The 21115-nt window shown below is 34.6% G+C and carries 24 protein-coding genes; 20 read left to right on the forward strand and 4 right to left on the reverse strand.

The window, feature by feature from the left end:
- The first annotated feature begins 73 nt into the window (after positions 1 to 73).
- From R2Q59_RS14795 to R2Q59_RS14820, 6 genes are all read left to right on the forward strand, one after another.
- Positions 74 to 607 (forward strand): hypothetical protein, encoded by a 534-nt coding sequence (locus R2Q59_RS14795; RefSeq protein ID WP_316786044.1) that lies wholly within the window; start codon positions 74 to 76, stop codon positions 605 to 607.
- Between the two features lie 140 nt (positions 608 to 747).
- Positions 748 to 2169: a sigma-54 dependent transcriptional regulator gene (locus R2Q59_RS14800; protein WP_316770337.1), complete on the forward strand. Its 1422-nt coding sequence runs from the start codon at positions 748 to 750 to the stop codon at positions 2167 to 2169.
- Positions 2170 to 2249: 80 nt separating this feature from the next.
- Complete coding sequence (locus tag R2Q59_RS14805) at positions 2250 to 3302, forward strand: AI-2E family transporter (protein WP_316770340.1); 1053 nt, start codon at positions 2250 to 2252, stop codon at positions 3300 to 3302.
- 77 nt (positions 3303 to 3379) lie between these two features.
- Positions 3380 to 3646 (forward strand): YtxH domain-containing protein, encoded by a 267-nt coding sequence (locus R2Q59_RS14810; RefSeq protein ID WP_316770341.1) that lies wholly within the window; start codon positions 3380 to 3382, stop codon positions 3644 to 3646.
- Positions 3647 to 3667: 21 nt separating this feature from the next.
- The gene (locus tag R2Q59_RS14815; protein ID WP_316786045.1) at positions 3668 to 4051 is read left to right on the forward strand and encodes a phage holin family protein; all 384 of its coding nucleotides are present in this window, start codon (positions 3668 to 3670) and stop codon (positions 4049 to 4051) included.
- Entirely contained in the window at positions 4035 to 4475 is a 441-nt protein-coding gene (locus R2Q59_RS14820) for a hypothetical protein (RefSeq protein WP_316786046.1), read from the forward strand. The genes R2Q59_RS14815 and R2Q59_RS14820 overlap by 17 nt, the downstream gene beginning before the upstream one ends.
- A 219-nt stretch (positions 4476 to 4694) precedes the next feature.
- On the opposite strand, the gene aspS is transcribed toward R2Q59_RS14820, so the two are convergent.
- Positions 4695 to 6440 carry an aspartate--tRNA ligase gene (gene aspS / locus R2Q59_RS14825; protein ID WP_316786047.1) on the reverse strand — a complete coding sequence of 582 codons (1746 nt, stop codon included), beginning with the start codon at positions 6438 to 6440 and terminating at the stop codon, positions 4695 to 4697.
- Positions 6441 to 6832: 392 nt separating this feature from the next.
- Between aspS and R2Q59_RS14830 the strand changes: the two genes are divergently transcribed.
- The 10 genes from R2Q59_RS14830 (at position 6833) to R2Q59_RS14875 (ending at position 15642) form a co-directional block, all read left to right on the forward strand.
- Positions 6833 to 7384, forward strand: a complete 552-nt coding sequence (locus tag R2Q59_RS14830; protein ID WP_316786048.1) for a sigma-70 family RNA polymerase sigma factor — start codon at positions 6833 to 6835, stop codon at positions 7382 to 7384.
- Entirely contained in the window at positions 7381 to 7911 is a 531-nt protein-coding gene (locus R2Q59_RS14835) for a hypothetical protein (RefSeq protein ID WP_316786049.1), read from the forward strand. The genes R2Q59_RS14830 and R2Q59_RS14835 overlap by 4 nt, the downstream gene beginning before the upstream one ends.
- Positions 7908 to 9143: a hypothetical protein gene (locus tag R2Q59_RS14840; protein ID WP_316786050.1), complete on the forward strand. Its 1236-nt coding sequence runs from the start codon at positions 7908 to 7910 to the stop codon at positions 9141 to 9143. Before R2Q59_RS14835 ends, R2Q59_RS14840 begins: the two co-directional genes overlap by 4 nt.
- An 80-nt stretch (positions 9144 to 9223) precedes the next feature.
- Positions 9224 to 10012, forward strand: coding sequence for a TerC family protein (locus R2Q59_RS14845; RefSeq protein ID WP_316770362.1), 789 nt, complete (start codon positions 9224 to 9226; stop codon positions 10010 to 10012).
- Between the two features lie 209 nt (positions 10013 to 10221).
- Positions 10222 to 11130, forward strand: coding sequence for an NAD(P)/FAD-dependent oxidoreductase (locus tag R2Q59_RS14850; RefSeq protein WP_316770365.1), 909 nt, complete (start codon positions 10222 to 10224; stop codon positions 11128 to 11130).
- 66 nt (positions 11131 to 11196) lie between these two features.
- Positions 11197 to 12252, forward strand: a complete 1056-nt coding sequence (locus tag R2Q59_RS14855; protein ID WP_316770368.1) for a nucleoid-associated protein — start codon at positions 11197 to 11199, stop codon at positions 12250 to 12252.
- A gap of 107 nt (positions 12253 to 12359) precedes the next feature.
- Positions 12360 to 12779 (forward strand): AraC family transcriptional regulator, encoded by a 420-nt coding sequence (locus tag R2Q59_RS14860; protein WP_316786051.1) that lies wholly within the window; start codon positions 12360 to 12362, stop codon positions 12777 to 12779.
- 46 nt (positions 12780 to 12825) lie between these two features.
- Positions 12826 to 13587: an SDR family NAD(P)-dependent oxidoreductase gene (locus R2Q59_RS14865; RefSeq protein WP_316770372.1), complete on the forward strand. Its 762-nt coding sequence runs from the start codon at positions 12826 to 12828 to the stop codon at positions 13585 to 13587.
- A 190-nt stretch (positions 13588 to 13777) separates the two neighbouring features.
- Positions 13778 to 15307, forward strand: a complete 1530-nt coding sequence (locus tag R2Q59_RS14870) for an MFS transporter (RefSeq protein ID WP_316770374.1) — start codon at positions 13778 to 13780, stop codon at positions 15305 to 15307.
- Positions 15308 to 15390: 83 nt separating this feature from the next.
- A complete protein-coding gene (locus R2Q59_RS14875) occupies positions 15391 to 15642 on the forward strand; it encodes a DUF6814 family protein (protein ID WP_316770376.1) in 252 nt (83 codons plus the stop codon).
- Between the two features lie 93 nt (positions 15643 to 15735).
- Here the strand turns inward: R2Q59_RS14875 and R2Q59_RS14880 are convergent, their stop codons facing one another.
- Together R2Q59_RS14880 and R2Q59_RS14885 are read right to left on the reverse strand one after the other, a co-directional pair.
- Positions 15736 to 16623, reverse strand: coding sequence for a bestrophin family protein (locus R2Q59_RS14880; RefSeq protein WP_316770379.1), 888 nt, complete (start codon positions 16621 to 16623; stop codon positions 15736 to 15738).
- Positions 16624 to 16632: 9 nt separating this feature from the next.
- Positions 16633 to 17820 carry a class I SAM-dependent rRNA methyltransferase gene (locus tag R2Q59_RS14885; RefSeq protein WP_316770381.1) on the reverse strand — a complete coding sequence of 396 codons (1188 nt, stop codon included), beginning with the start codon at positions 17818 to 17820 and terminating at the stop codon, positions 16633 to 16635.
- Positions 17821 to 17933: 113 nt separating this feature from the next.
- On the opposite strand from R2Q59_RS14885, the gene R2Q59_RS14890 reads away from it, so the two are divergent.
- The 4 genes from R2Q59_RS14890 to R2Q59_RS14905 all read left to right on the forward strand — a co-directional run bounded on the left by R2Q59_RS14890 (position 17934) and on the right by R2Q59_RS14905 (position 20020).
- Positions 17934 to 18269 (forward strand): tRNA-binding protein, encoded by a 336-nt coding sequence (locus R2Q59_RS14890; protein WP_316770383.1) that lies wholly within the window; start codon positions 17934 to 17936, stop codon positions 18267 to 18269.
- A gap of 61 nt (positions 18270 to 18330) precedes the next feature.
- Entirely contained in the window at positions 18331 to 18810 is a 480-nt protein-coding gene (locus tag R2Q59_RS14895) for a nucleoside deaminase (protein WP_316786052.1), read from the forward strand.
- 77 nt (positions 18811 to 18887) lie between these two features.
- Positions 18888 to 19496, forward strand: a complete 609-nt coding sequence (locus tag R2Q59_RS14900) for a superoxide dismutase (protein ID WP_316786053.1) — start codon at positions 18888 to 18890, stop codon at positions 19494 to 19496.
- Between the two features lie 83 nt (positions 19497 to 19579).
- Positions 19580 to 20020: a hypothetical protein gene (locus R2Q59_RS14905; protein ID WP_316770391.1), complete on the forward strand. Its 441-nt coding sequence runs from the start codon at positions 19580 to 19582 to the stop codon at positions 20018 to 20020.
- Here R2Q59_RS14905 and R2Q59_RS14910 read toward each other — a convergent pair.
- Entirely contained in the window at positions 20017 to 20949 is a 933-nt protein-coding gene (locus R2Q59_RS14910; RefSeq protein WP_316770394.1) for a hydrogen peroxide-inducible genes activator, read from the reverse strand. The genes R2Q59_RS14905 and R2Q59_RS14910 overlap by 4 nt on opposite strands.
- Positions 20950 to 21115: the final 166 nt, after the last annotated feature.

Here is a 21115-nt window from a genome sequence, read left to right on the forward strand (position 1 = left end):
ATGGGTATATGTTTTACCAGGGTTTGTTCCAATATTTGATAAATAAAAATTAATCAAATTAACTCGATCAAACATGAAAAAACTAGTATTTACTTTATTAGCTGGCGCAATGTTGTTGGCTGGTTCAAATCTAAAAGCACAAAATGCAGGCGTTAATGGTTTCAAATTTGGTATTGGGCTTGAAGGCGCTTTACCCCTAAGTGGTTTAAAAGCCTCTTATGATGTTGGCGCCGGTTTAACCTTAAGATTTAGTCAAGGTATTGCAGAAAATTTTGACGCAACCTTAACTACAGGTGCAATTGCATTTATTCCTAAAGATTTGGCAAACGCAAACCTTGATACTAAAGCTGCAATCTGGATCCCAATCAAAGCAGGTGGTCGTTACATGTTCTCCGAAAACTTTTACGGTATGGCAGAAGCAGGTGTAACTATTGCTAAAACTTATTTACCCTCTGCTGCTGGCGGAAATGTTACCTCGGTAAGTAGTACAAGTTTTACTTATGCGCCCGGTGTAGGTGCTAAGTTTGGAGGCTTTGATGTTGGCGTGAGATATGAAGGATTAGACGGCGCAGGATTTATGGGATTAAGATTAGGCTTTACGTTTTAACCAATAAGAAAATAATTTAATTTAAAAGCATCTGTTTTTTAACAGGTGCTTTTTTTATGTGTTTTTTCAACAAATTTAGTGTAGAAAATATTTCCCAAACTAAATATTTATTTATATTTAGCTATTATTTAGTTATTTATATGAAGAAAATATTAATCGTTGATGATGAAATAAATATCGGGCTCTTGTTATCAAAATTTTTAACGAGAAATTCCTTTAGTGTAGAAACGGCTACAAATGGTAATTCTGCTATGGATCATATGTCTAAGCAGAAGTTTGATTTGGTGCTATGTGATTACCGTTTGGAAGATACAGACGGTAAGGAAATGTTAATTAAAATCAAAGATAATTATCCTAGTACCGGTGTAATTATCATCACGGGTTATTCTGATATAAAACTCGCTGTTGAATTGATAAAACTAGGGGCTTACGATTATATTACTAAACCTCTTTATCCTGACGAAATTTTAAATACGATTAATAAAGCAATTGAAACGCAGATTGCCCTTAACTCGGTCGATGAAATAGCCACATCTGCAACTAAGAAAGAAAAATTAAACAAGAAAGTTGAAGCAGATACTGGCGAATTTGTTGTTGGACAAAGTATTGCGTCAAGGGATTTGATGAAACAAATAATGCTTGTTGCCCCTACATCCTATAGCGTTATTTTAACTGGCGAAAGTGGAACCGGGAAAGAATCTGTTGCTAAAACAATCCACTTAAACAGTCCAAGGAAAGATAAACCTTTTGTGGCGATGGACTGCGGTTCTTTAACAAAAGAATTAGCAGGAAGTGAATTTTTTGGCCATGAAAAGGGCTCTTTTACAGGGGCCCTGTATACCAAAATTGGTCACTTCGAGATGGCAAATGGAGGAACATTGTTTTTGGATGAGGTTGGGAATTTATCTTACGAAATTCAGGCTGCTTTGTTGCGAACAGTACAAGAGAGAAAGATAAAGCGTATCGGTAGCACAAAGGAGCTGGACTTAGACGTAAGAATTATCGTGGCAACCAATGAGAACCTTGGAGATTCAATTCAAAAGGGAAGATTTAGAGAAGATTTATTCCATAGGTTTAATGAGTTCTCTATTCACTTGCCACCAATAAGCCAAAGAGGAAGGGATATCATGGTTTTTGCAAACACTTTTTTGGGAATTGCAAATGAAGAGTTGAGCCGGAATGTTCAGGGTTTTTCTGAAGAAGTTGAAGAATGTTTCTTAACCTATAATTGGCCTGGAAATGTTCGCGAACTTAAAAATGTTGTAAGGAGAGCAACATTATTAACCGAGGGAGAGGAGATTCAATTAAAGGCGTTGCCATTAGAAATTTCAACTTACGCAAAAGCAACGGCAATTGAAAACGCAGTTGAAAATTCTATTGTCCGTTCTGCCCTTACCAATAAACCACGTGATTTAAAAAACGCAGCCTTAGAAGCAGAATATGAAGCGATATTAAATGTGCTTAAAGAGGTAAACTTTAATAAAACAAAAGCTGCTAAAATTTTAAATATCGATAGAAAGACACTTTATAATAAAATGAAAGCTATCGATTTAGATAATTAAAAATTTATTAAAAAAATGGAAGCCTCTAAAACAATTTGGAGGCTTTTGTTATTTAATGAGATGTACATCTAAAGCTCCCTATGTCTATTTTTACTTACAAACAGCGTAACTATATCAACCTTGTTATTATTATAGCATTAGGTTGTTTAATTGCTTATTCTCTAATGGGAATTTTTGGCTCTTTGTTAAGTACACTCGTACTGTACACCATTTTGCGCCCAGGATACATTCATTTAACAGAAGTAAAAAATTGGAATAGGCGTTTTACTGCAGTGTTACTTTTGTTTATCTCCATTATAGTACTGGTGCTTCCATTTTATGCACTTAGCAGTATGGTAATTGAGAAAATTACTGAGCTAAATAACGATCAAATTTATTTTAAAAACTTGCTCTATAAAATTCAGCATCTTTTACCTGTTAATGGAAACATTGGTAAAATAATAGAGGATGGATTGAAAAGTGCAGGAAGCTGGGCAACAGGTTTATTTCCATCTTTAATTTCTGGAGTATTTAATGTAGTGCTTGGCTTGTTGCTAATGTATTTTTTACTCTATTTTATGTTGGTAGAAAGGGGAACATTTGAAAATGCCCTAATTAAATATGCACCATTTAGAGAACAAAATGCACATCGCTTTGCTGAAGAAATGCGAAACACAACTTATGCAAATGTTGTTGGACAAGGCTTTATTGCCATTGTTCAAGGTTCATTGGTAAGTTTAGCATTTTATGTATTAGGGTATAACGACCCACTTTTTTGGGGGGTTATTACAGCATTTATTTCGTTGGTTCCCATATTAGGACCGCCAGTAATCTTTGTGCCTGGTGCATTATTACAACTGGCTGAGGGAAATAATTTTGCTGGTTGGGCCATGTTAATTTTCGGTTTTGTGGTCATCATTAATATCGATAATGTGTTGAGATTCATGATTGCAAAAAAAATTGGCAATATTCATCCAATAATTACTGTAATTGGCGTAGTTATTGGTATTCCTTTATTTGGTATATTGGGGCTGGTGTTTGGACCATTGTTATTATCTTACTTCTTTTTGCTGATCAAAATTTATGAAACGAGTGCCATGGCAACAGAAAGATTAGAAAGAATTAAAACAAATCATGAACAAGAAGAGTTATAATTTAAGATTAACAGTAGCATAACATCAGCATTGCTATATTTGAAATAACTTATGTTTAACAATAAAAATTAATTATTATGAACGATAATTCGAAAGTACTAGTAGCATTATTAGCTGGTTTAGCTGCAGGAGCAGCATTAGGTTTATTATTTGCCCCAGAAAAAGGAAGTGATACAAGAGATAAACTAAGTCAATCTTTAAAAGATTTGGGTGATTCAATTAAAGATAAAGCAGCAGATGAAATTAATAACCTTAGCAGCTTAAAAGATAAAGTGGTAAGCTCTATCAAAAGTAAATTACGTGATGTTGAAGATGAATATTCAACTGAAGTAGAAAATATCTGAGCTATTTAATCTTAACAGATAATGGAAGAAAAGAAAGAAAAAGATTTGGAAGATATTTTTTTAGATGCAAAAGAATACATCGATACTCGTATAGAATATACGAAACTTTCGGCTGTAGAAAAAGGCTCGAAGATTTTTGCAGATTTAATTACAAGTGGTGCCGTAGTAATTTCATTCGTGCTGGCGTTTTTATTCGCATCGTTTACCTTGGCCCTGTATCTTTCTGATGTTTTAGGAAGCTACGCAAGAGGTTTTGGTTGTGTTGCTGGCATTTACTTGCTGTTATCTGTTATTGTTTATTTAACCAAGGATAAATACATTGAAAAAGTATTGGTGAATTTATTCATCAGAAAATACTTTGATAAGGTGGCCGATAAAGACGATGACGATGAAGAGAAATTATAACAACATTAATTCTTTAGATGATTTACACAACGAAGTACAGCGATTAAAAGCCGATTACAAACATCGTGGTGTAATGTTAAAAGAAGATTCTAAAGCATATATCAGTCAGTTTTCAATTGGCAATTTGATCAAAAAATTTGCAACACCAAGTGGCTTTTTAAAGTTTGATGAGAAAACTAACATCAGCAGTAAAATAATGTCTATTGCTTTGCCGATGATATTAAACAGCACTATTTTTAGAGGCTCTGGTGTAATTACAAAGGCTTTAGGAGCTTTGGTTTCGGGTAAAGTTGGTAAATCTTTAGACGCAGAAAACTTATCTGGAATTTTTAATATGGTTAAATCTTTTTTTAGCAAAAAAGGTAAAAAGAAAGACACTGCCTTTGTAGATTATGGCATTCCGCCGGATAGTGAAACTTATTAATCATCGGTTCATTGGTGTCATTAGTTCATTGGTTTGCGAAACGAACTACTAAGCGTAAAAAAAGGTCTTGGAAATTTTCCAAGACCTTTTTTGCTTATTCGTCACCCTGAATTTATTTCAGGGTCTTTCCTGCAAGACAGATGCTGAAATAAATTCAGCATGACGGAGTATGCTTATGCTATTTGCCCAATGATACTAATGAACCAATGAGCTAGTGAACTACAAATCCGTCTTAATCTTCAATTCTTTTAATTGTTTATCGTCTATTGTACTTGGACTATCAATCATCACATCTCTACCTGAATTGTTTTTAGGGAATGCGATAACGTCTCTAATTGAGTCTAAACCAGCGAAAATTGAACATAACCTATCAAATCCGAAGGCGATACCACCGTGTGGAGGTGCGCCAAACTCAAACGCATCTAATAAGAAACCAAATTGTTTTTGAGCTTCTTCTGGGCTAAAACCTAAATGTTTAAACATTAGCGATTGCAATGCTCTATCGTGAATACGAATAGAACCCCCACCAATTTCAGTTCCGTTTACTACCATATCATAAGCGTTAGCACGAACGTTTTTAGGGTCGGTATCTAACATGGCAATATCTTCTGGTTTTGGAGAAGTAAATGGATGGTGCATAGCGTGGTAACGCTCAGTCTCTTCATCCCATTCTAAAAGGGGGAAATCTAACACCCAAAGCGCTGAGAACTTATCTTTATCACGTAAGCCCAAACGGTTACCCATTTCTAAACGCAATTCGCTTAGTTGCTTGCGAACTTTATCAGTTCCGCCTGCCATTACTAAAACTAAATCACCAGCCTCGGTTTGGCAAGCTGCCGACCATTTTGCCAATTCTTCTTCGTTATAGAATTTATCAACAGATGATTTTAACGAACCATCTTCATTATGACGAAGGTAAATTAAACCTGTAGCACCAATTTGCGGACGTTTAATAAAGTCTGTTAATTCGTCTAATTGTTTACGTGTATAATATGCACAACCTTTAGCATTAATGGCGATAACCAATTCTGCATTATCAAAAACAGGGAAGCCTTGTCCTTTAACAATATCATTCATTTCAATAAATTTCATATCAAAACGAGTATCTGGTTTATCAGAGCCATAGAACTTCATCGCATCTGCGTATTGCATTCGAGGCACTTCTGGCAAGTCGTAATTACGAACTTCTTTAAATAAAGTTCTGATTAAACCTTCAAAAGTATTTAGAATATCTTCTTGCTCGATGAAAGACATTTCACAGTCTATCTGTGTAAATTCTGGTTGTCTATCTGCACGTAAATCTTCGTCCCTAAAGCATTTTACAATCTGAAAATAACGGTCGAAACCAGAAACCATTAATAACTGTTTAAATGTTTGTGGCGATTGTGGTAAAGCATAAAACTCGCCGCCATTCATGCGGCTTGGCACTACGAAATCTCTTGCACCTTCTGGCGTAGATTTAATTAAAACTGGCGTTTCTACTTCAATAAAATCCAAGGCATCTAAATAACGACGAACAGATTGAGCCATTCTATGACGTAAAATCATATTATTTCTAATCGGATTACGACGTAAATCTAGGTAACGATATTTCATTCGTAAATCATCACCGCCATCGGTTTTATCTTCAATTAAAAATGGAGGTAATTTTGCCGCATTTAAAATCTCTAATTCGGTTACTTTAATTTCAACCTCGCCAGTTGGAATTTCTTTGTTTTTATTTGAACGTTCTACAACGGTTCCGCTAACTTTAATTACAAACTCACGACCAAGGCTACGAGCGCCAGCGCATAAATCTGCATTATCATTCATGTTAAAAACCAACTGAGTGATGCCGTAACGGTCGCGGATATCTATAAAAGTCATCCCGCCTAAATCTCTAGAATTCTGCATCCAACCGCAGAGTGTTACATTTTCGCCTAAATTTTGCAGTGTTAAAGCACCGCAAGTTGTTGTTCTTAACATCTTTAAATTAAATTTTGAGCCGCAAAAATACCGATTTTGTTTTAAAGTTTAGATAAGAGTATTGTGTATTGAGATTTTTTGTTGATTAGAAAAACCTGACAACCGAGCTAATAATCATCTTTATTCTGTGCTTCATGGTCTTTTCTTTCTTGCACAAACCTTCGTTTTCTAAACCCGATAGGATGAATGCCATTTTTTATGGCAGAAAGTATAGCGGGGCTTTCATTAATAAAATCTTCTGTCTCTGCTTTTCAAAACATCTTAATTTAGCCCAGTATAGCTAACAATTTAGCAATTGCGCAATGCAACAATCTCTTCTACCTAAAAAATATTTCTACCTTGATGCAACGTTTTAAAAAATAACCTGTCTTTTAATCAGAACGCTTTTGAATTTGGAAACAGTATACATAGATAAGCACGTAGAGCTGGTAAATGATTGCCGAGCTGGTAGCCGTAAAGCACAATTTGAATTATACAAATTGTATGCTAATGCGATGTACAATGTTGCGCTAAGAATTGTAAACGACGATGCCGAGGCGGAAGATGTTTTGCAGGAAGCTTTTTTAGATGCCTTCAATCGAATTGCAGATTTTAGACAAGAAACAACGTTCGGTTTGTGGTTAAAACAAATTGTAATTAACAGGGCAATTAATTACTTGCGAAAAAGAAAGTTAGAGCTAGTAAGCTTAGATGAAGTTGAAGTAGCAGATGAACCGGCGACAGATTACGAAGAAACTACCTTAAAAGTAGAAGCTATAAAAGCAGCAATGAATGAGTTGCCAGATGGTTACAGAGTAGTTTTAACCCTTTATTTATTTGAAGGTTATGACCACGAAGAGATAGCACATATATTAAAAATAACAGAAAATACATCGCGTTCGCAGTATTTGCGAGCAAAAAGAAAGTTGAATAGTTTATTAGAAATGAAAGGGGTAGCAAGATGAACGATAAATTAGAGGGGTTTGTAAAAGACAACAAAAGAGAGTTTGAAGTAAAAGGTCCATCAGACCAATTGTGGGCAAAAATTGAGGCAGAATTAGATAAAAAAAAACAGCCAAAAAAGTCGATTAAAATGTACCAGTGGATGAGTATTGCCGCAACATTGGTGGTGAGTTTAGGTTTATATTTTACCTATAACTATAACCAAGCTAAAAACATCGATGTGGCAGATATTAACCCGGAATTTGGCAAAAGAGAAGTAAGCTTTGTAAGCCAAATTGAGGAGAAAAAAGACAGTTTAGCTATTTACGCATCAGAAAACCCAGATTTATATAAAAGGTTTACTGAAGATTTAAAAAATCTTGATGCAGAATATGATAGGTTAAAAGCAGAATTGCCAGAAAGTCCGAATCAAATTTTTGTGGTTAAGGAAATGGTAAAAAACCGCGAAATGCAACTTCAAGTTCTAAAACAGCAGTTAATGATAATCAATCAAGTCAATCAATATAATAAAAAGGAGAATTCAATATGAAATTAACAATCTTAAGCTTGTCGAGTGTGCTGTTACTCGCAACGCAGGTAAATGCCCAACAACAGCCCAGTATTTCTGTAAATGTTAATCCGAAAGTTAACACCACAGTTTCTACTTCATCAACTTATTCTTACACAGTAAATGACGTAAAAAACAATGTAAATGTAAAATACAACAGCAACGCTGATAGCCAGGATGTGCAAGACGATAGCCCGATGAAGGCAAAAACTTTTACAAAATCTTTCAGTATCGATAAAAACGATAAAATCAATTTGTCTAACCAGTTCGGTAGTATCGTTATTAAAACTTGGGATAAAAATGAAATAAAGGTTGATGCAGATATTAAATCTTATGCAAAAACCGAGGAGGAAGCACAAAAACTGTTGGACGACGTTTCGATAGAAGCCACTAAAAGCGGAGATTTAGTGAGCTATAAAACTGAAATGGGCAGCCGCAATGGTAACTGGGGAAGCAGTATTAAGAATGGAAAAACAATTTGGCGTAGAGAGGTAAAGGTTCATTACACGGTTTATATGCCAGCTAATAATTCATTATCTGCATCGCAGCAATATGGCAATATCACTATGGGCGATTTTTCTGGGCCAACCTCTATAAAAGTTCAATACGGTAATTTTGTTGCAGGCGATTTAAATAATGGAAATAATTACGTTAATGTTCAATATGGTGCCGCAAATATTAAGGAAGCCAACTCATTAAAAATTAAGCACCAATATGGTTCTGGAGTTACCATAGGTACAGTTGGAACATTAGATATCGATGTTCAATACTCAGCAGTTAACATTACAAGTGTAAAAGGAGCGGCAAGTATTAAGCATCAGTATGGTGGTGGAATAAAAATTGGCAGTGTTAGTGGCGCAATGAATGTGAACACGCAATACACCAGTGTTAAGGTGGGTTCTCTAAATGGAAACTTAACAAGCAGAGCTCAATATGGAAGTGTTAATATTGATGGAATTGAAGCAGGTAAAGATGTAGATGTAGATGCGCAATATGCTTCCGTAAATTTAGGTTTTGCAACAAATTATAACGCTAATTTTGATGTAAAAACAAGTTATGCAGGGTTTAAATATGGTAGCAACGTAACTGCTAAAAGAGAAGGTGGCGACGATAGAAGTTATAGTCAAGACAAAAATTATAATGGGCAAATAGGCAAAGGAGGTAGCGTTAGAGTGATTGTAAAGGCTCAGTATAATAGTGTTACTTTCAAATAAATAAAACCAAACAAATAATAGCCAAGCCTGTTGATGTAAATCGACAGGCTTTTTTTATATTCGCCTCATATATTTAAACTATGGAATTTTTAGCCACGCCAGAAGCCTGGATTTCTCTTTTAACCCTAACAGTATTAGAAATTGTTTTAGGAATAGATAATATTGTATTCATCTCAATCTTGTCTGGTAAACTGCCACAAAACCAACAGAAAAAAGCTCGCCAATTAGGATTGGGATTAGCAATGATTACTCGTGTTTTGCTATTGCTTTCATTAAGTTGGGTAATGGGTTTAACTGCATCATTGTTTAACATTGGCGATTGGATTGGCATTACAAATAAAGAGTGGTTAGACAAATTAGCCATTTCTGGTAGAGATTTAATCCTATTATCTGGAGGTTTGTTTTTAATCTACAAAAGCACCCATGAAATACACAATAAATTAGAAGGTGATGAAGAAGATGGCGTTAAAGCCAAGGTTCATTCTTTTGCGGGAACTATCGTTCAGATATTGATTTTAGACATCGTTTTCTCTTTAGATTCGGTTATTACCGCTGTAGGTATGGCAGAACACATAGAAATTATGATAGCTGCGGTCGTTATTGCTGTTATCGTTATGATGTTCTCGGCAAGTGCCATTAGTAATTTCGTAAACAAACATCCAACAGTTAAAATGTTGGCATTATCGTTTTTATTGCTAATTGGGGTTTCGTTATTAGCTGAGGGACTAGACCAGCACATACCAAAAGGATACGTTTATTTTGCAATGGCATTTTCTGTTTTGGTAGAGATGCTAAATCTTAAAATGAAAAAGAATAATAAAAAGCCTATTTCTTTAAGGAATACACCTCACGAAAAGGAAAAAAAATAAGGTTTTTAGAAAAACAATGGAAGAAGGGCGTCGGAAACGGTAGCCCTTCTTTTCATTTTACTGCGCTGCGCTCCGTGCTCACTTCAATAAGCCTGCCTGCCGGACAGGCAGGGTTTATATTATAAAGGCAGTAGTTCTTTTGACAAAACCGTTACGCCTAAATTACTGCATTTATAACTTATCAGCTATTTTAGCCACAAAACAGGATTATGAAAAAAGAAGAACTATTCGATGTAATTATTATTGGAGGTAGTTACGCAGGTTTGGCTGCTGGTATGGCTTTAGGTCGTTCTTTACGAAACGTTTTAATTATAGACGGTGGTAAACCATGTAATCGACAAACACCACATTCACATAATTTCTTAACTCGAGACGGAGAAACTCCAGCAACTTTAGCAGCAATTGCAAAGGCTCAGGTCTTGGCTTATCCAACAGTAAAATTTTTAGAGGGTTTTGCAGAAACTGCATCAAAAACTGAAAATGGGTTTACGGTATCAACATCAGACAAACAAACATTTTCTGCTAAGAAGTTGGTTATTGCTGCAGGAGTTAAAGATGTTTTTCCGGCTATAAAAGGCTTTGCAGAATGTTGGGGTATTTCTGTTTTACACTGTCCTTATTGCCATGGTTACGAGGTTAAAGGTAAAACTACTGGTGTAATTGCGAATGGAGAAATTGGATTCGAATTCTCGAAATTAATCAGCAACTGGACAAAAAATCTTACGCTATTTACAAATGGAATAGCTGATATTGATCAAAGCAATCAAGCTAAATTACTCGCTAAAAACATCAACATTGTTGAAAAAGAAATAGAAGAAATAGTTCATGAAAATGGGCTTGTAAAGCATATAAAATTTAAAGACGGAAGCACTCAAATCCTTGAAGCTATTTATGCTAGAGTTGGAATGGAGCACAATACAAAAATCATAACAGATTTAAATATTCAATTAAATGAACAAGGCTATGTTGATGTAAATAGCTTTAGACAAACAAATGTACATGGTGTTTATGCAGCAGGAGATTGCACTACTATGATGAGATCTGTTTCAGATTCAGTAGCAGGAGGGAATATGGTAGGCGCTATGTTAAATAAGGAATTGGTAAATGATGAGTTTTAATAGAAGTTTTTCTTTTTACTAGTGTTCCATAAAATCTTCGTTTCTTTGCGGTCACATTTTTAAAATATGATTACTTTTTCTCAAGCAACACTAGCCGAACTTTCTATACATAGAATAGGCAATAAACTTCAAGATGAATTTTACGTCCTTTCAGACCAATCTATGCATTTAGAAGATGAAATGTTGAAACAATTGTTGTTGCAATATTTCTTATCGCCTTATGAAAAAGTAAATGAAATTTATCGTTTCATGCATCCAAATAACGACCTTAATTTAAATGAGGTTTACCATTTTGCTGCAGAAATCTTTGCTGATGGAGCAACTTTCCATGACAACACTAAAAAGCTGGCTACCTATTTATTTGAGATTTCTAATCACCCAAAAATTAAGTCTGGTGAATTGTATGTTGCCTACTTTGAGAACGTACAGATTGAAGGCGATTTGCATGATGCTATTGGTATTTTCAAATCTGAAACTAAAGAAAGTTACTTAACGGTTTATCCTGAGCAAGGTGGCTTTGGCTTAAAATATGAGCAGGAAGCTATTAACATTAACAAGTTAGATAAAGGTTGCCTCATCTTTAATACCGATGTTATGGAAGGCTACAAGGTTGCAGTAATAGACCAAACCAATCGTAGTGCGGAAGCCGTTTATTGGAAAGATGAATTTTTAAAGCTGAAGGTTCGTAACGATAATTACAGTCAAACCCAAAATGTTTTAGGTGTTTACAAAAGCTTTGTCACCGAAAGACTTGATGAAGATTTTGAGATATCTAGAACTGATAAAATCGATTTGCTGAATAAATCAATGAAGTATTTTAAGGAAAAAGAAACCTTTGATATGGATGAGTTTGCAAATGAAGTGATTGCCAACAAAGAAGGAATAGAATCTTTTAAAAGTTACAAAAAGAACTACGAAGAAGAATTTGATAGTCCGATTGCAGATAACTTTGATATTTCTGATGCCGCAGTTAAAAAACAGGCGAAGAATTACAAAAACATCTTAAAGTTAGACAAGAACTTCCATATCTATATCCATGGCAATAAAGATTTAATAGAAAAAGGTTTTGATGATGACCGCTCTATGAATTATTACAAAGTGTATTTTAGAGACGAACAATAAGAAAATTGCTTCATTGCTGAATTGTTTTATTGTTTTTTGAGATGGTCTAATAACAATTTGACAATCAAACAATTTAACAATAGCTTTTACTTTAGTATTTTAGCTAAATGGCCATCCCTATTAAAATTCTTACTCGTAAAGATGAAATAACAGCCAAGTTTTTTGAGCTATTAGAAAAGCATATCGCAGAAATCATGGCTGGTAAGGTCGATAAAATGTATCACATTAAAGATTTTGCCGCATTATTATTTATCCACCCAACACACTTTAGCAATACCATTAAATTAACAACAGGTCATTCTCCCTGTCATTTTGCAGAGGAAAGAACAATGGATGAAGCTCGTAAAATGCTGAGCGAAACTCCAATGTCAATCGCAGAAATTAGTTACAAACTTACTTTTAATGAACCAACAAATTTCACTAAGTTTTTTAAGTCGTTTGAAGGAATGACACCTAAACAATACCGAAACAAAATTATAGAATCGGAAATTAACACCATTAATTCGGAAACTAGCACCATTTTATAAACACTATTTAGGCAGATATTTGTATATAATTTAAACGAAAAAGAATATGCAAATACAAAAAATAGCACTAGTAACAGGCGGTAGCCGCGGACTAGGAAAAAATATGGCTTTAGCCTTGGCCAAAAAAGGAATCGATGTAATTCTAACCTATAACAGCAAACAAGTAGAGGCTGATGAAGTTGTTTCTTCAATAGAAAGTTTAGGTCAAAATGCAGTTGCACTTCAATTTGATGCAGGTAATGTAAAATCGTTTGATGGTTTTATTGCTCAAGTAAAAAATGCCTTAAACGAAAATTGGAATAGAGTTAGTTTCGATTTCCTAATCAACAATGCGGGTATAGGAATTCATAAAAACTTTGCAGATACAACAGAAGAAGATTTCGATTTATTAAATAACATTCAATTCAAGGGAGTTTATTTTTTAACTCAAAAATCAATGCCAATCATCGCCGATGGAGGAAGAATAATAAACTTAGCAACTGGTTTAACTCGTTTTGCCTTGCCTGGTTACAGTGCTTATGCTTCAATGAAGGGAGCAATTGAAGTTTTCACAAAATATTTGGCAAAAGAACTAGGTCCAAGGGGAATTGCTGCAAATGTTGTTGCGCCAGGAGCCATTGAAACTGATTTTGGTGGTGGTGTAGTTCGCGATAACGAACAGCTAAACGCAGTAATCGCTTCAAATACTGCGCTTGGTAGAGTGGGTTTGCCAGATGATATCGGGGGAGTGGTTGCTTTTTTATGTTCGGAAGAAGGACGTTGGGTAAATGCCCAAAGGCTAGAAGTTTCTGGTGGTCAATTCATATAACCATTGTTTAAAATAAAGCAGTTTTGGGCTTTGTTTAAAATAAACATTAAAGGATTAGGGTAGCGATTTTCCTAATTCTTTAATGTTTAAACGCTTTATTTGAAATATAAACGTTAATTCAACGGTTTTGTTAACAGCTTTTCATTGAAGTAGTTGTATTTTAATTTTTAAACCATTAGTTTTAAAAATTATGAACCACGAAACTAAACCAAATAGCATCTTTAAAGTAATTGGTGCATCCTCCCTCGGAACCCTTATCGAATGGTATGATTTTTACATCTTCGGCAGTTTGGCCACTATTATTGGCGCACAGCTATTTCCTGCAGATGCAGGAGCTTCTGCACTAATTAATACCTTGGCAATTTTTGCAGCAGGTTTTATTGTTAGGCCTTTTGGGGCCTTGGTTTTTGGTCGGTTAGGAGATTTAATTGGAAGAAAATATACCTTCCTTTTAACCTTGGTTTTAATGGGAGGCTCTACGTTTCTAATTGGCCTAATCCCTTCTTATTCTAGCATTGGTTATTTTGCCCCAATTTTAGTGTTAATCTTGCGTCTAGTACAAGGTTTAGCTTTAGGGGGAGAATATGGTGGTGCAGCTACTTACGTTGCAGAACATGCTCCAAAAGGCAAAAGAGGTTTTTTTACAAGTTGGATTCAAACTACAGCAACCTTGGGTCTATTCCTTTCACTAGGGATAATCGTACTTTCGAAAAATATTATTGGCGCTGAAGCATTTGCAGATTGGGGTTGGAGAATTCCATTCTTGCTTTCTATTTTATTAGTAGGTGTTTCTATTTACATCCGCTTAAAAATGCATGAATCGCCAATGTTTACTAAACTAAAAACAGAAGGCAATATCTCTAAAAACCCTTTGAAAGAAAGTTTTAGTAAAAAAGGAAACTTCAAAATGGTATTGTTAGCCTTGTTTGGTGCAACAATGGGGCAAGGTGTAATTTGGTATACTGGTCAGTTTTACGCCCAATCATTTATAGAAAATACTTGTAAGATAGATTTTAATGATTCACGATATATTCTGCTTTGGGGTATCGCTTTTGCGACACCTTTCTTTGTGGTCTTTGGAGCGTGGAGTGATAAGGTTGGTCGAAAGTGGATTATGCTAACGGGAATGTTGCTGGGAATTATTTTCTATCGCCCAATTTATCAGATGTTTTTAGATAAGAGTGATGTAAGTAAAACTGAAGTATCGGCAATTGCGTCTACTGCAGCGCCTGTAATTACAAGAGTTCCTTTACATGATAAAGGAGATAGCTTAATAACCACTAGTACTAAAATAAGTTTGTTAAGTGGTGCTTCATATAACAAAGTTTTGGTTGATACAGTTTATGCAGATGCGAGCAAAACAATTGGTCATTCCGCAGCAATTTATAAAGATAAAATACTAGAAACATCAACATTTTGGATTTTTGTAGGATTGGTTTTCTTCCAGATTTTGTTAGTGACAATGGTTTATGGACCAATTGCAGCATTTTTAGTGGAACTTTTCCCAACAAAAATCAGATATACTTCAATGTCATTACCTTACCATGTGGGTAATGGTGTTTTTGGAGGATTGGTGCCTTTTGTGGCAACGCTGATTGCAAGTTTTGCAGGTTCAACACCACTTTCTGGTTTATGGTATCCTATCGGGATTGCCGCACTAAGTTTCATTATTGGAGCTGTATATTTATCAAATAAAAAAGACGAAAACGTTAACGATTAATAAACTCGTCATTTCGACGTTAGGAGAAATCTGTAAGTAAAATAGATCCTTCGCTTTGCTCTGGATGACAAAACTTAGAAAACATGAAATCAATAAAAAAAATATTAGGATTAGTATGGATTATTCTTGGTCCAGCAGCAATGGTTTTTATGTCATGGCAAGCCTGGGATAAAATTAGCAAAGCTAACGCAGGTGTAGAGCAGACTAATACTGCCTTGCAATGGGGAATTATCTTGCTCATCTTTATTCCGATAGCAATTGGCTTAGTGATTTTTGGTAAATATGCCTTAGCAGGTGAATATGAAAAATTGCCAGAGAGCTCTGAGGAGATATAATTAACATAATTGCTATAACACAAAAGGAAGCTTTCTCAAGAGAGCTTCCTTTTGTGTTATTAGGTAAATTGAAAATATTAGACGTACAATTACCTATAAGATGTACTCATCATTAATTGGTTTGATTGGCTCTGGAATGTCTTGCCCACCCATCATTTGTAGTAAATTAATTTCTATAGTTCTAGAGATATGATTAAGCGGTAAACCAGATGATTTGTTGTCGAACGGATTAACTAATCTCATCCCATTTATTTGAGTAGATACAAAAACAAAACCTATTAACCAGCCCATAAAAATACTCCAATAACCCATATCCTGACTAATTACCAAAGTAAAAGTTACTACAAATAACCATATAAAAACTTTAGTTAAATAGCTATATGTAGTTGGAAATATGGTGTTTTTTATACGCTCACATCCGCCCATACTATCAGTTAATTTTACCAACATTTCGTTGATTTCCATAAACTTAAACCCATCAATTTTATTCTCTTTATATAGCTTTTGCAATTCCATTGCCTGAATGTTTAAGATTGCATTATGCTTATTGGTATGCCTTTCTACTTCTAACTTATCAAATTCAGTTAAGTATTTTGTATAAATTTCATCTACTGTGTTGCGAAGATTAGCTTTTAAAGCGTAAATAAAAGAAATATGTCTGCAAACCATTCTATGGGCAGTTTCTTCATCCTCAACAAAGTTGATTAAATTTCTAGTTAAACTCCTTGAGTCATTAACTATTGCTCCCCAAATTTTACGAGCTTCCCACCATCTATCGTAAGCCTGGTTGTTATTAAAACCAATAAAAAATGCAATTGCAGTACCCAATACCGTAGGGATAATGGTAGAAATTTGAAAGTGATGTGCAATTAAATATTCTCTTACAAAATATGCAGCTGTACAAGAAATAATCATAATTACATCAACTTTCCAAGTATCAATTAATACTCTACTCAGCCTAATATTTTGTACAATTAGCATAATTATCTTTTATAAAACTCGAACTAATAATCCTTTTAAATATTCTCCTTCTGGGAAAGACAAACGTACAGGATGGTCTTCAGGCTGAGAAAATTGTCTAATTACCTGAACTTCTTTGCCAGCATCTAAAGCAGCCCAAGCAATAATTTGTTTAAAGGTTTCAATATCTACTGCGCCAGAACAAGAAAAAGTAGCCAACAGACCACCACTTTCTAGTAACAATAATCCTAATCTATTTAAATCTTTGTAAGCACGAGCAGCTCTATCTAAAGCAGAGCGAGATGGTGCATATTTTGGTGGGTCTAACACAACGATATCGAACTTTTTTCCTTCTTCTTTAAAAGCTCTTAACTGCTTATTTACATCAGATTGGATAGCGATATGGTTTTTTGAATCGAATTTGTTCAGTTCTATATTTTGCTTCAAGGTTTCAATTGCTAAGGCAGAACTATCAACACTTGTTACAGCATTTGCTCCATTTTTAAAAGCATTTAAACTAAAGCCACCACTGTAGCTAAAGCAATCTAATACGGTTTTACCTTCTGCATAATCAGCTAAAAGCTTACGGTTATCACGTTGGTCGCAGTAAAAACCGGATTTCTGTCCTTCGGCAATATTAATATGGTAAGTAATTCCATTTTCCTTAACAGCGATGAAAGTAGCAGGAGCTTCTCCCCAAAGCAGGCCGTTTTCTGCAGTAATTCCTTCATGTGTACGAGCAGTAGCATCACTTCTATCAAAAATCCCTTTTGGCTGTAAGGCTTTAACTAATAAATCGATAATGATAGGTTTTGCCTTTTCAATGCCCGAACTTAAAATTTGAACAGATAAAAAGTCATCATATTTATCTACAATTAAACCAGGTAAAAAATCAGCTTCGCTAAAGATTAAACGATAGGTATTAGTGTTTTTATTTTTTAATAAATGAGATCTTGAAGCAATGGCTTGATTGATTTTTTGAGCATACCAAGCTTCATCAATCATTTGATTTTCATCCCATTCTAATAAACGAACAGCAACACGAGATTGAGCATTAAAATACCCATAAGCTAAAAAATCATTATTCGCACTGCAAACTTTAACAACATCTCCATTTTCTGGAGAACCTTTTATTTTTTCAAGCGCACCAGAAAACACCCAAGGATGACGTTGCAAAACTGCTTTTTCTTTTCCTTTTTTTAACTTAATCTCTACCATAGTGCAAAGGTAATAAAAATAAGGTTGAGGGCTCGAGGGTTGAGAGTGGAAGGTTTTTGAAACCAATCTCAAATCTCACATCGCAATACTCAATACTTTTGTAATTTTACCGAATGGAAGAAATTACTTGGAATGATTTTGAAAAGGTAGAACTAAGAGCAGGAACAATACTCGAAGCTTTCGATTTCCCTGAGGCCAGAAAGCCAGCGTATAAGGTAAAAGTTGATTTTGGTGAGTTTGGAATAAAAATGAGCAGCGCACAAATCACTAAACATTACACCAAGGAAGAATTAATAGGAAAACAAATCATTGGGGTAGTCAACTTCCCTAAAAAGCAAATTGGCAAGTTCATGAGTGAGTTTTTAGTTACAGGTTTAACAGATGAAAACGGCGATATCGTTTTAACATCCGTTGATAAAAGAGTGCCAAATGGAAGTAAGTTAATTTGACTGATCTCCTCTATGAAAATACAACAATATAGCAATGAATCAATTCAACAATAATTAGGCTATGAGTTTCTACAATTTCGAAGAGAAAGAAAATCCAGCAGGTGCTGATGAGCATTTTATGAAACTCGCTTTAAACGAGGCAAAAAAAGCATTTGATAACGATGAAATTCCGATAGGTGCTATTGTCGTTTGTCAGGGCAAAATTATTGGTCGTGGTTATAACTTAACAGAACAATTAAACGATGTAACGGCCCATGCAGAGATGCAAGCTTTTACAGCTGCGGCACAAACATTGGGTGGTAAATACCTTAAAGATTGTACTTTATATGTAACCATAGAGCCTTGTGTAATGTGTGCTGGCGCTAGTTTTTGGACACAAATATCTAGAATTGTTTATGGGGCGAATGAAGATAAACGAGGATTTACTAGAATAAATCAAAACCTTTTGCACCCAAAAACGGTTTTAAAAGGTGGCGTTTTGGCTGAAGAATGCGGTAGGTTGATGACTACATTTTTTCACAATAAACGTAAAGAAATTTGACAAATAAAGGTGTAAAACTTAACCTTTGAAGATTATATTTGTACATTAACATTTTAAAAACTTAAATAATAAACATTATGGCTTTTGAATTACCTGCGTTAGCTTACGCAACAGACGCATTAGAACCACATATCGATAAATTGACTATGGAAATTCACCATGGCAAACACCACCAAGCTTACGTTACCAACTTAAATAAAGCTTTAGAAGGTAAACCTGAGGCAAGTTCAAGCATCGAAGACATCATTAAGAATATTTCAAAATTTCCTGCTGCTGTTCGTAATAATGGCGGTGGTCATTTCAATCACTCTTTATTTTGGACAGTTTTAGGCCCAAACAAAGGTGGCGAGCCAACTGGCGATTTAGCAAAAGCAATTAATGAAGCTTTTGGTTCATTTGCAGACTTCAAAACTAAAATCCAAGATGCTGGAGCAACTCGCTTTGGTTCTGGTTGGGCTTGGCTTTCTGTAGGTGCAGATAAAAAATTAGTTATCTCATCAACTCCAAACCAAGATAATCCGTTAATGGACGTTGCAGAAGTAAAAGGTACTCCAATTTTTGGTGTTGATGTTTGGGAACACGCTTATTACTTAAAATATCAAAACCAACGTCCAGCTTACTTAGCAGCAATTTGGAATGTCGTGAATTGGGATGCTGTAGCCGAACGTTACAAAAAAGCATTATAATACACAAAATGCTAATATTTTAAGGCTTGTGAACACAAATTCACAAGCCTTATTTTTTGAAATAATTTCTTTAAATTTGTGTCATGAGAAGATTGATTTTAATTACGATGTTGATGTTGGGTGGGTTTTTTTCTAGTTGGGCACAGAAAATTCCTACAGCAGAAGAGCTTGCAAAGAAGAACATAGAGGAGATTGATAAAAGATTAAAGCTAACGCCAACTCAAAGAGGTGTAATCTATAATTATATTTTTGATTTGTCTAAACAGCAATTAGCTCTTTATAAAAAACAACAGGCAGGTACTTTTAAGCCAGAAGACGAAACCAATTTCTTTAAATTAAACAATGAAACGAATAACAATATCAAAAGTCTTTTGAAACCCGATCAAGTAATAGAGTATAATAAACTTACCGAAGAGCGATTAAGCGGCGTAGATCCTAATAAGAAAAAGAAAAAACTTAAAAAAGGTGAAGAGGAAGAAAAAGTGGTTGGTATCGAAGGATTAAAATCTGTAGGGAATAACTAAATCCCAATTACGTCTTTCTTTTTCCTATTCTTCATTGTCTTAGGGATAATGGCCAAAATTTCTTCTTTTAGTGCATTTAGCATCCTTTTTTTAATGAAGTTTTTGTGTGTTACCAAGCTAATCTCTCTTACTGGCTCAGGAGATTTAAAATATCGCACTTTATTAAGCTGTTTGGCATTTAAATCAGCCAATGCTAATTCAGGTAATAAGGTTGCTCCATCGTTTACATCCACCATTCTTATTAAAGTTTCCACGCTTCCAGTGTTGTAAGTTAACGATTGTAGACGGTTGTTTTTTGTAGATCTACAAATGTTTAATACTTGAGACCTCATACAATGCCCTTCGTTTAACAACCAAATGTTTTCGTCTTCTAAATCATCAGCATCAATGGCTTTCTTTTTAAAGAGCTTACTGTTTTTACTGATATAACTTACAAAGTTTTCGTAATACATTGGGGTTTCAGAAATGTTTGCGTCCAATAATGGGGTAGCTAAAATCCCACAATCAATTACACCAGTTTTTAAATGGTGAATAATATCTTCGGTTGTGTATTCCCATATCAATAATTTTAAATCTGGGTACTTTTCTAACATAGATGCAATAACCTTGGGTAATAAATAGGGAGCAATTGTAGGTATGATTCCAATTTTTAATTCACCAATAACATCTTGTTGTTGACTGCTAATGATTTCCTTTATTTTTTTATTCTCTTGTAAAACTATGCGGGCTTGAGCTATAATTTGTGCCCCAATCTCAGTTGGAACGATTGGTTGTTTGCTTCTATCGAATATTTTAACATTTAAAAACTCTTCTAGCTTTTGAACTTGCATACTTAATGTTGGCTGCGTTACAAAGCATTTATCTGCTGCACTTACAAAGCTTCTATAAGTGTCTACTGCCACAATATATTCCAGTTGAACTAGTGTCATATAGTTAAAATTTATTAATACTTATAAATATATAAATTTTAACTATGATTAATCTAATTTCAATATGCTGAATTCAAAGGAAATTGAGGTCGAAAAAATCTTATAGTTTGATTCGACCTTTATTTTCCGTATTTCATCGACCTTATAACTGTCCAGATAGATTAAA

Source organism: Pedobacter frigiditerrae, assembly GCF_032678705.1.
In the GTDB taxonomy this organism is placed as follows: Bacteria; Bacteroidota; Bacteroidia; order Sphingobacteriales; family Sphingobacteriaceae; genus Pedobacter; species Pedobacter frigiditerrae_A.

Bases quoted from the DNA above. Each gene is read 5' to 3' on its own strand.
- R2Q59_RS14795 (WP_316786044.1), top strand. From the start codon at position 74: ATGAAAAAACTAGTATTTACTTTATTAGCTGGCGCAATGTTGTTGGCT.
- R2Q59_RS14800 (WP_316770337.1), top strand. From the start codon at position 748: ATGAAGAAAATATTAATCGTTGATGATGAAATAAATATCGGGCTCTTG.
- R2Q59_RS14805 (WP_316770340.1), top strand. From the start codon at position 2,250: ATGTCTATTTTTACTTACAAACAGCGTAACTATATCAACCTTGTTATT.
- R2Q59_RS14810 (WP_316770341.1), top strand. From the start codon at position 3,380: ATGAACGATAATTCGAAAGTACTAGTAGCATTATTAGCTGGTTTAGCT.
- R2Q59_RS14815 (WP_316786045.1), top strand. From the start codon at position 3,668: ATGGAAGAAAAGAAAGAAAAAGATTTGGAAGATATTTTTTTAGATGCA.
- R2Q59_RS14820 (WP_316786046.1), top strand. From the start codon at position 4,035: ATGAAGAGAAATTATAACAACATTAATTCTTTAGATGATTTACACAAC.
- aspS (WP_316786047.1), bottom strand. From the start codon at position 6,440: ATGTTAAGAACAACAACTTGCGGTGCTTTAACACTGCAAAATTTAGGC.
- R2Q59_RS14835 (WP_316786049.1), top strand. From the start codon at position 7,381: ATGAACGATAAATTAGAGGGGTTTGTAAAAGACAACAAAAGAGAGTTT.
- R2Q59_RS14840 (WP_316786050.1), top strand. From the start codon at position 7,908: ATGAAATTAACAATCTTAAGCTTGTCGAGTGTGCTGTTACTCGCAACG.
- R2Q59_RS14845 (WP_316770362.1), top strand. From the start codon at position 9,224: ATGGAATTTTTAGCCACGCCAGAAGCCTGGATTTCTCTTTTAACCCTA.
- R2Q59_RS14850 (WP_316770365.1), top strand. From the start codon at position 10,222: ATGAAAAAAGAAGAACTATTCGATGTAATTATTATTGGAGGTAGTTAC.
- R2Q59_RS14855 (WP_316770368.1), top strand. From the start codon at position 11,197: ATGATTACTTTTTCTCAAGCAACACTAGCCGAACTTTCTATACATAGA.
- R2Q59_RS14860 (WP_316786051.1), top strand. From the start codon at position 12,360: ATGGCCATCCCTATTAAAATTCTTACTCGTAAAGATGAAATAACAGCC.
- R2Q59_RS14865 (WP_316770372.1), top strand. From the start codon at position 12,826: ATGCAAATACAAAAAATAGCACTAGTAACAGGCGGTAGCCGCGGACTA.
- R2Q59_RS14870 (WP_316770374.1), top strand. From the start codon at position 13,778: ATGAACCACGAAACTAAACCAAATAGCATCTTTAAAGTAATTGGTGCA.
- R2Q59_RS14875 (WP_316770376.1), top strand. From the start codon at position 15,391: ATGAAATCAATAAAAAAAATATTAGGATTAGTATGGATTATTCTTGGT.
- R2Q59_RS14880 (WP_316770379.1), bottom strand. From the start codon at position 16,623: ATGCTAATTGTACAAAATATTAGGCTGAGTAGAGTATTAATTGATACT.
- R2Q59_RS14885 (WP_316770381.1), bottom strand. From the start codon at position 17,820: ATGGTAGAGATTAAGTTAAAAAAAGGAAAAGAAAAAGCAGTTTTGCAA.
- R2Q59_RS14890 (WP_316770383.1), top strand. From the start codon at position 17,934: ATGGAAGAAATTACTTGGAATGATTTTGAAAAGGTAGAACTAAGAGCA.
- R2Q59_RS14895 (WP_316786052.1), top strand. From the start codon at position 18,331: ATGAGTTTCTACAATTTCGAAGAGAAAGAAAATCCAGCAGGTGCTGAT.
- R2Q59_RS14900 (WP_316786053.1), top strand. From the start codon at position 18,888: ATGGCTTTTGAATTACCTGCGTTAGCTTACGCAACAGACGCATTAGAA.
- R2Q59_RS14905 (WP_316770391.1), top strand. From the start codon at position 19,580: ATGAGAAGATTGATTTTAATTACGATGTTGATGTTGGGTGGGTTTTTT.
- R2Q59_RS14910 (WP_316770394.1), bottom strand. From the start codon at position 20,949: ATGACACTAGTTCAACTGGAATATATTGTGGCAGTAGACACTTATAGA.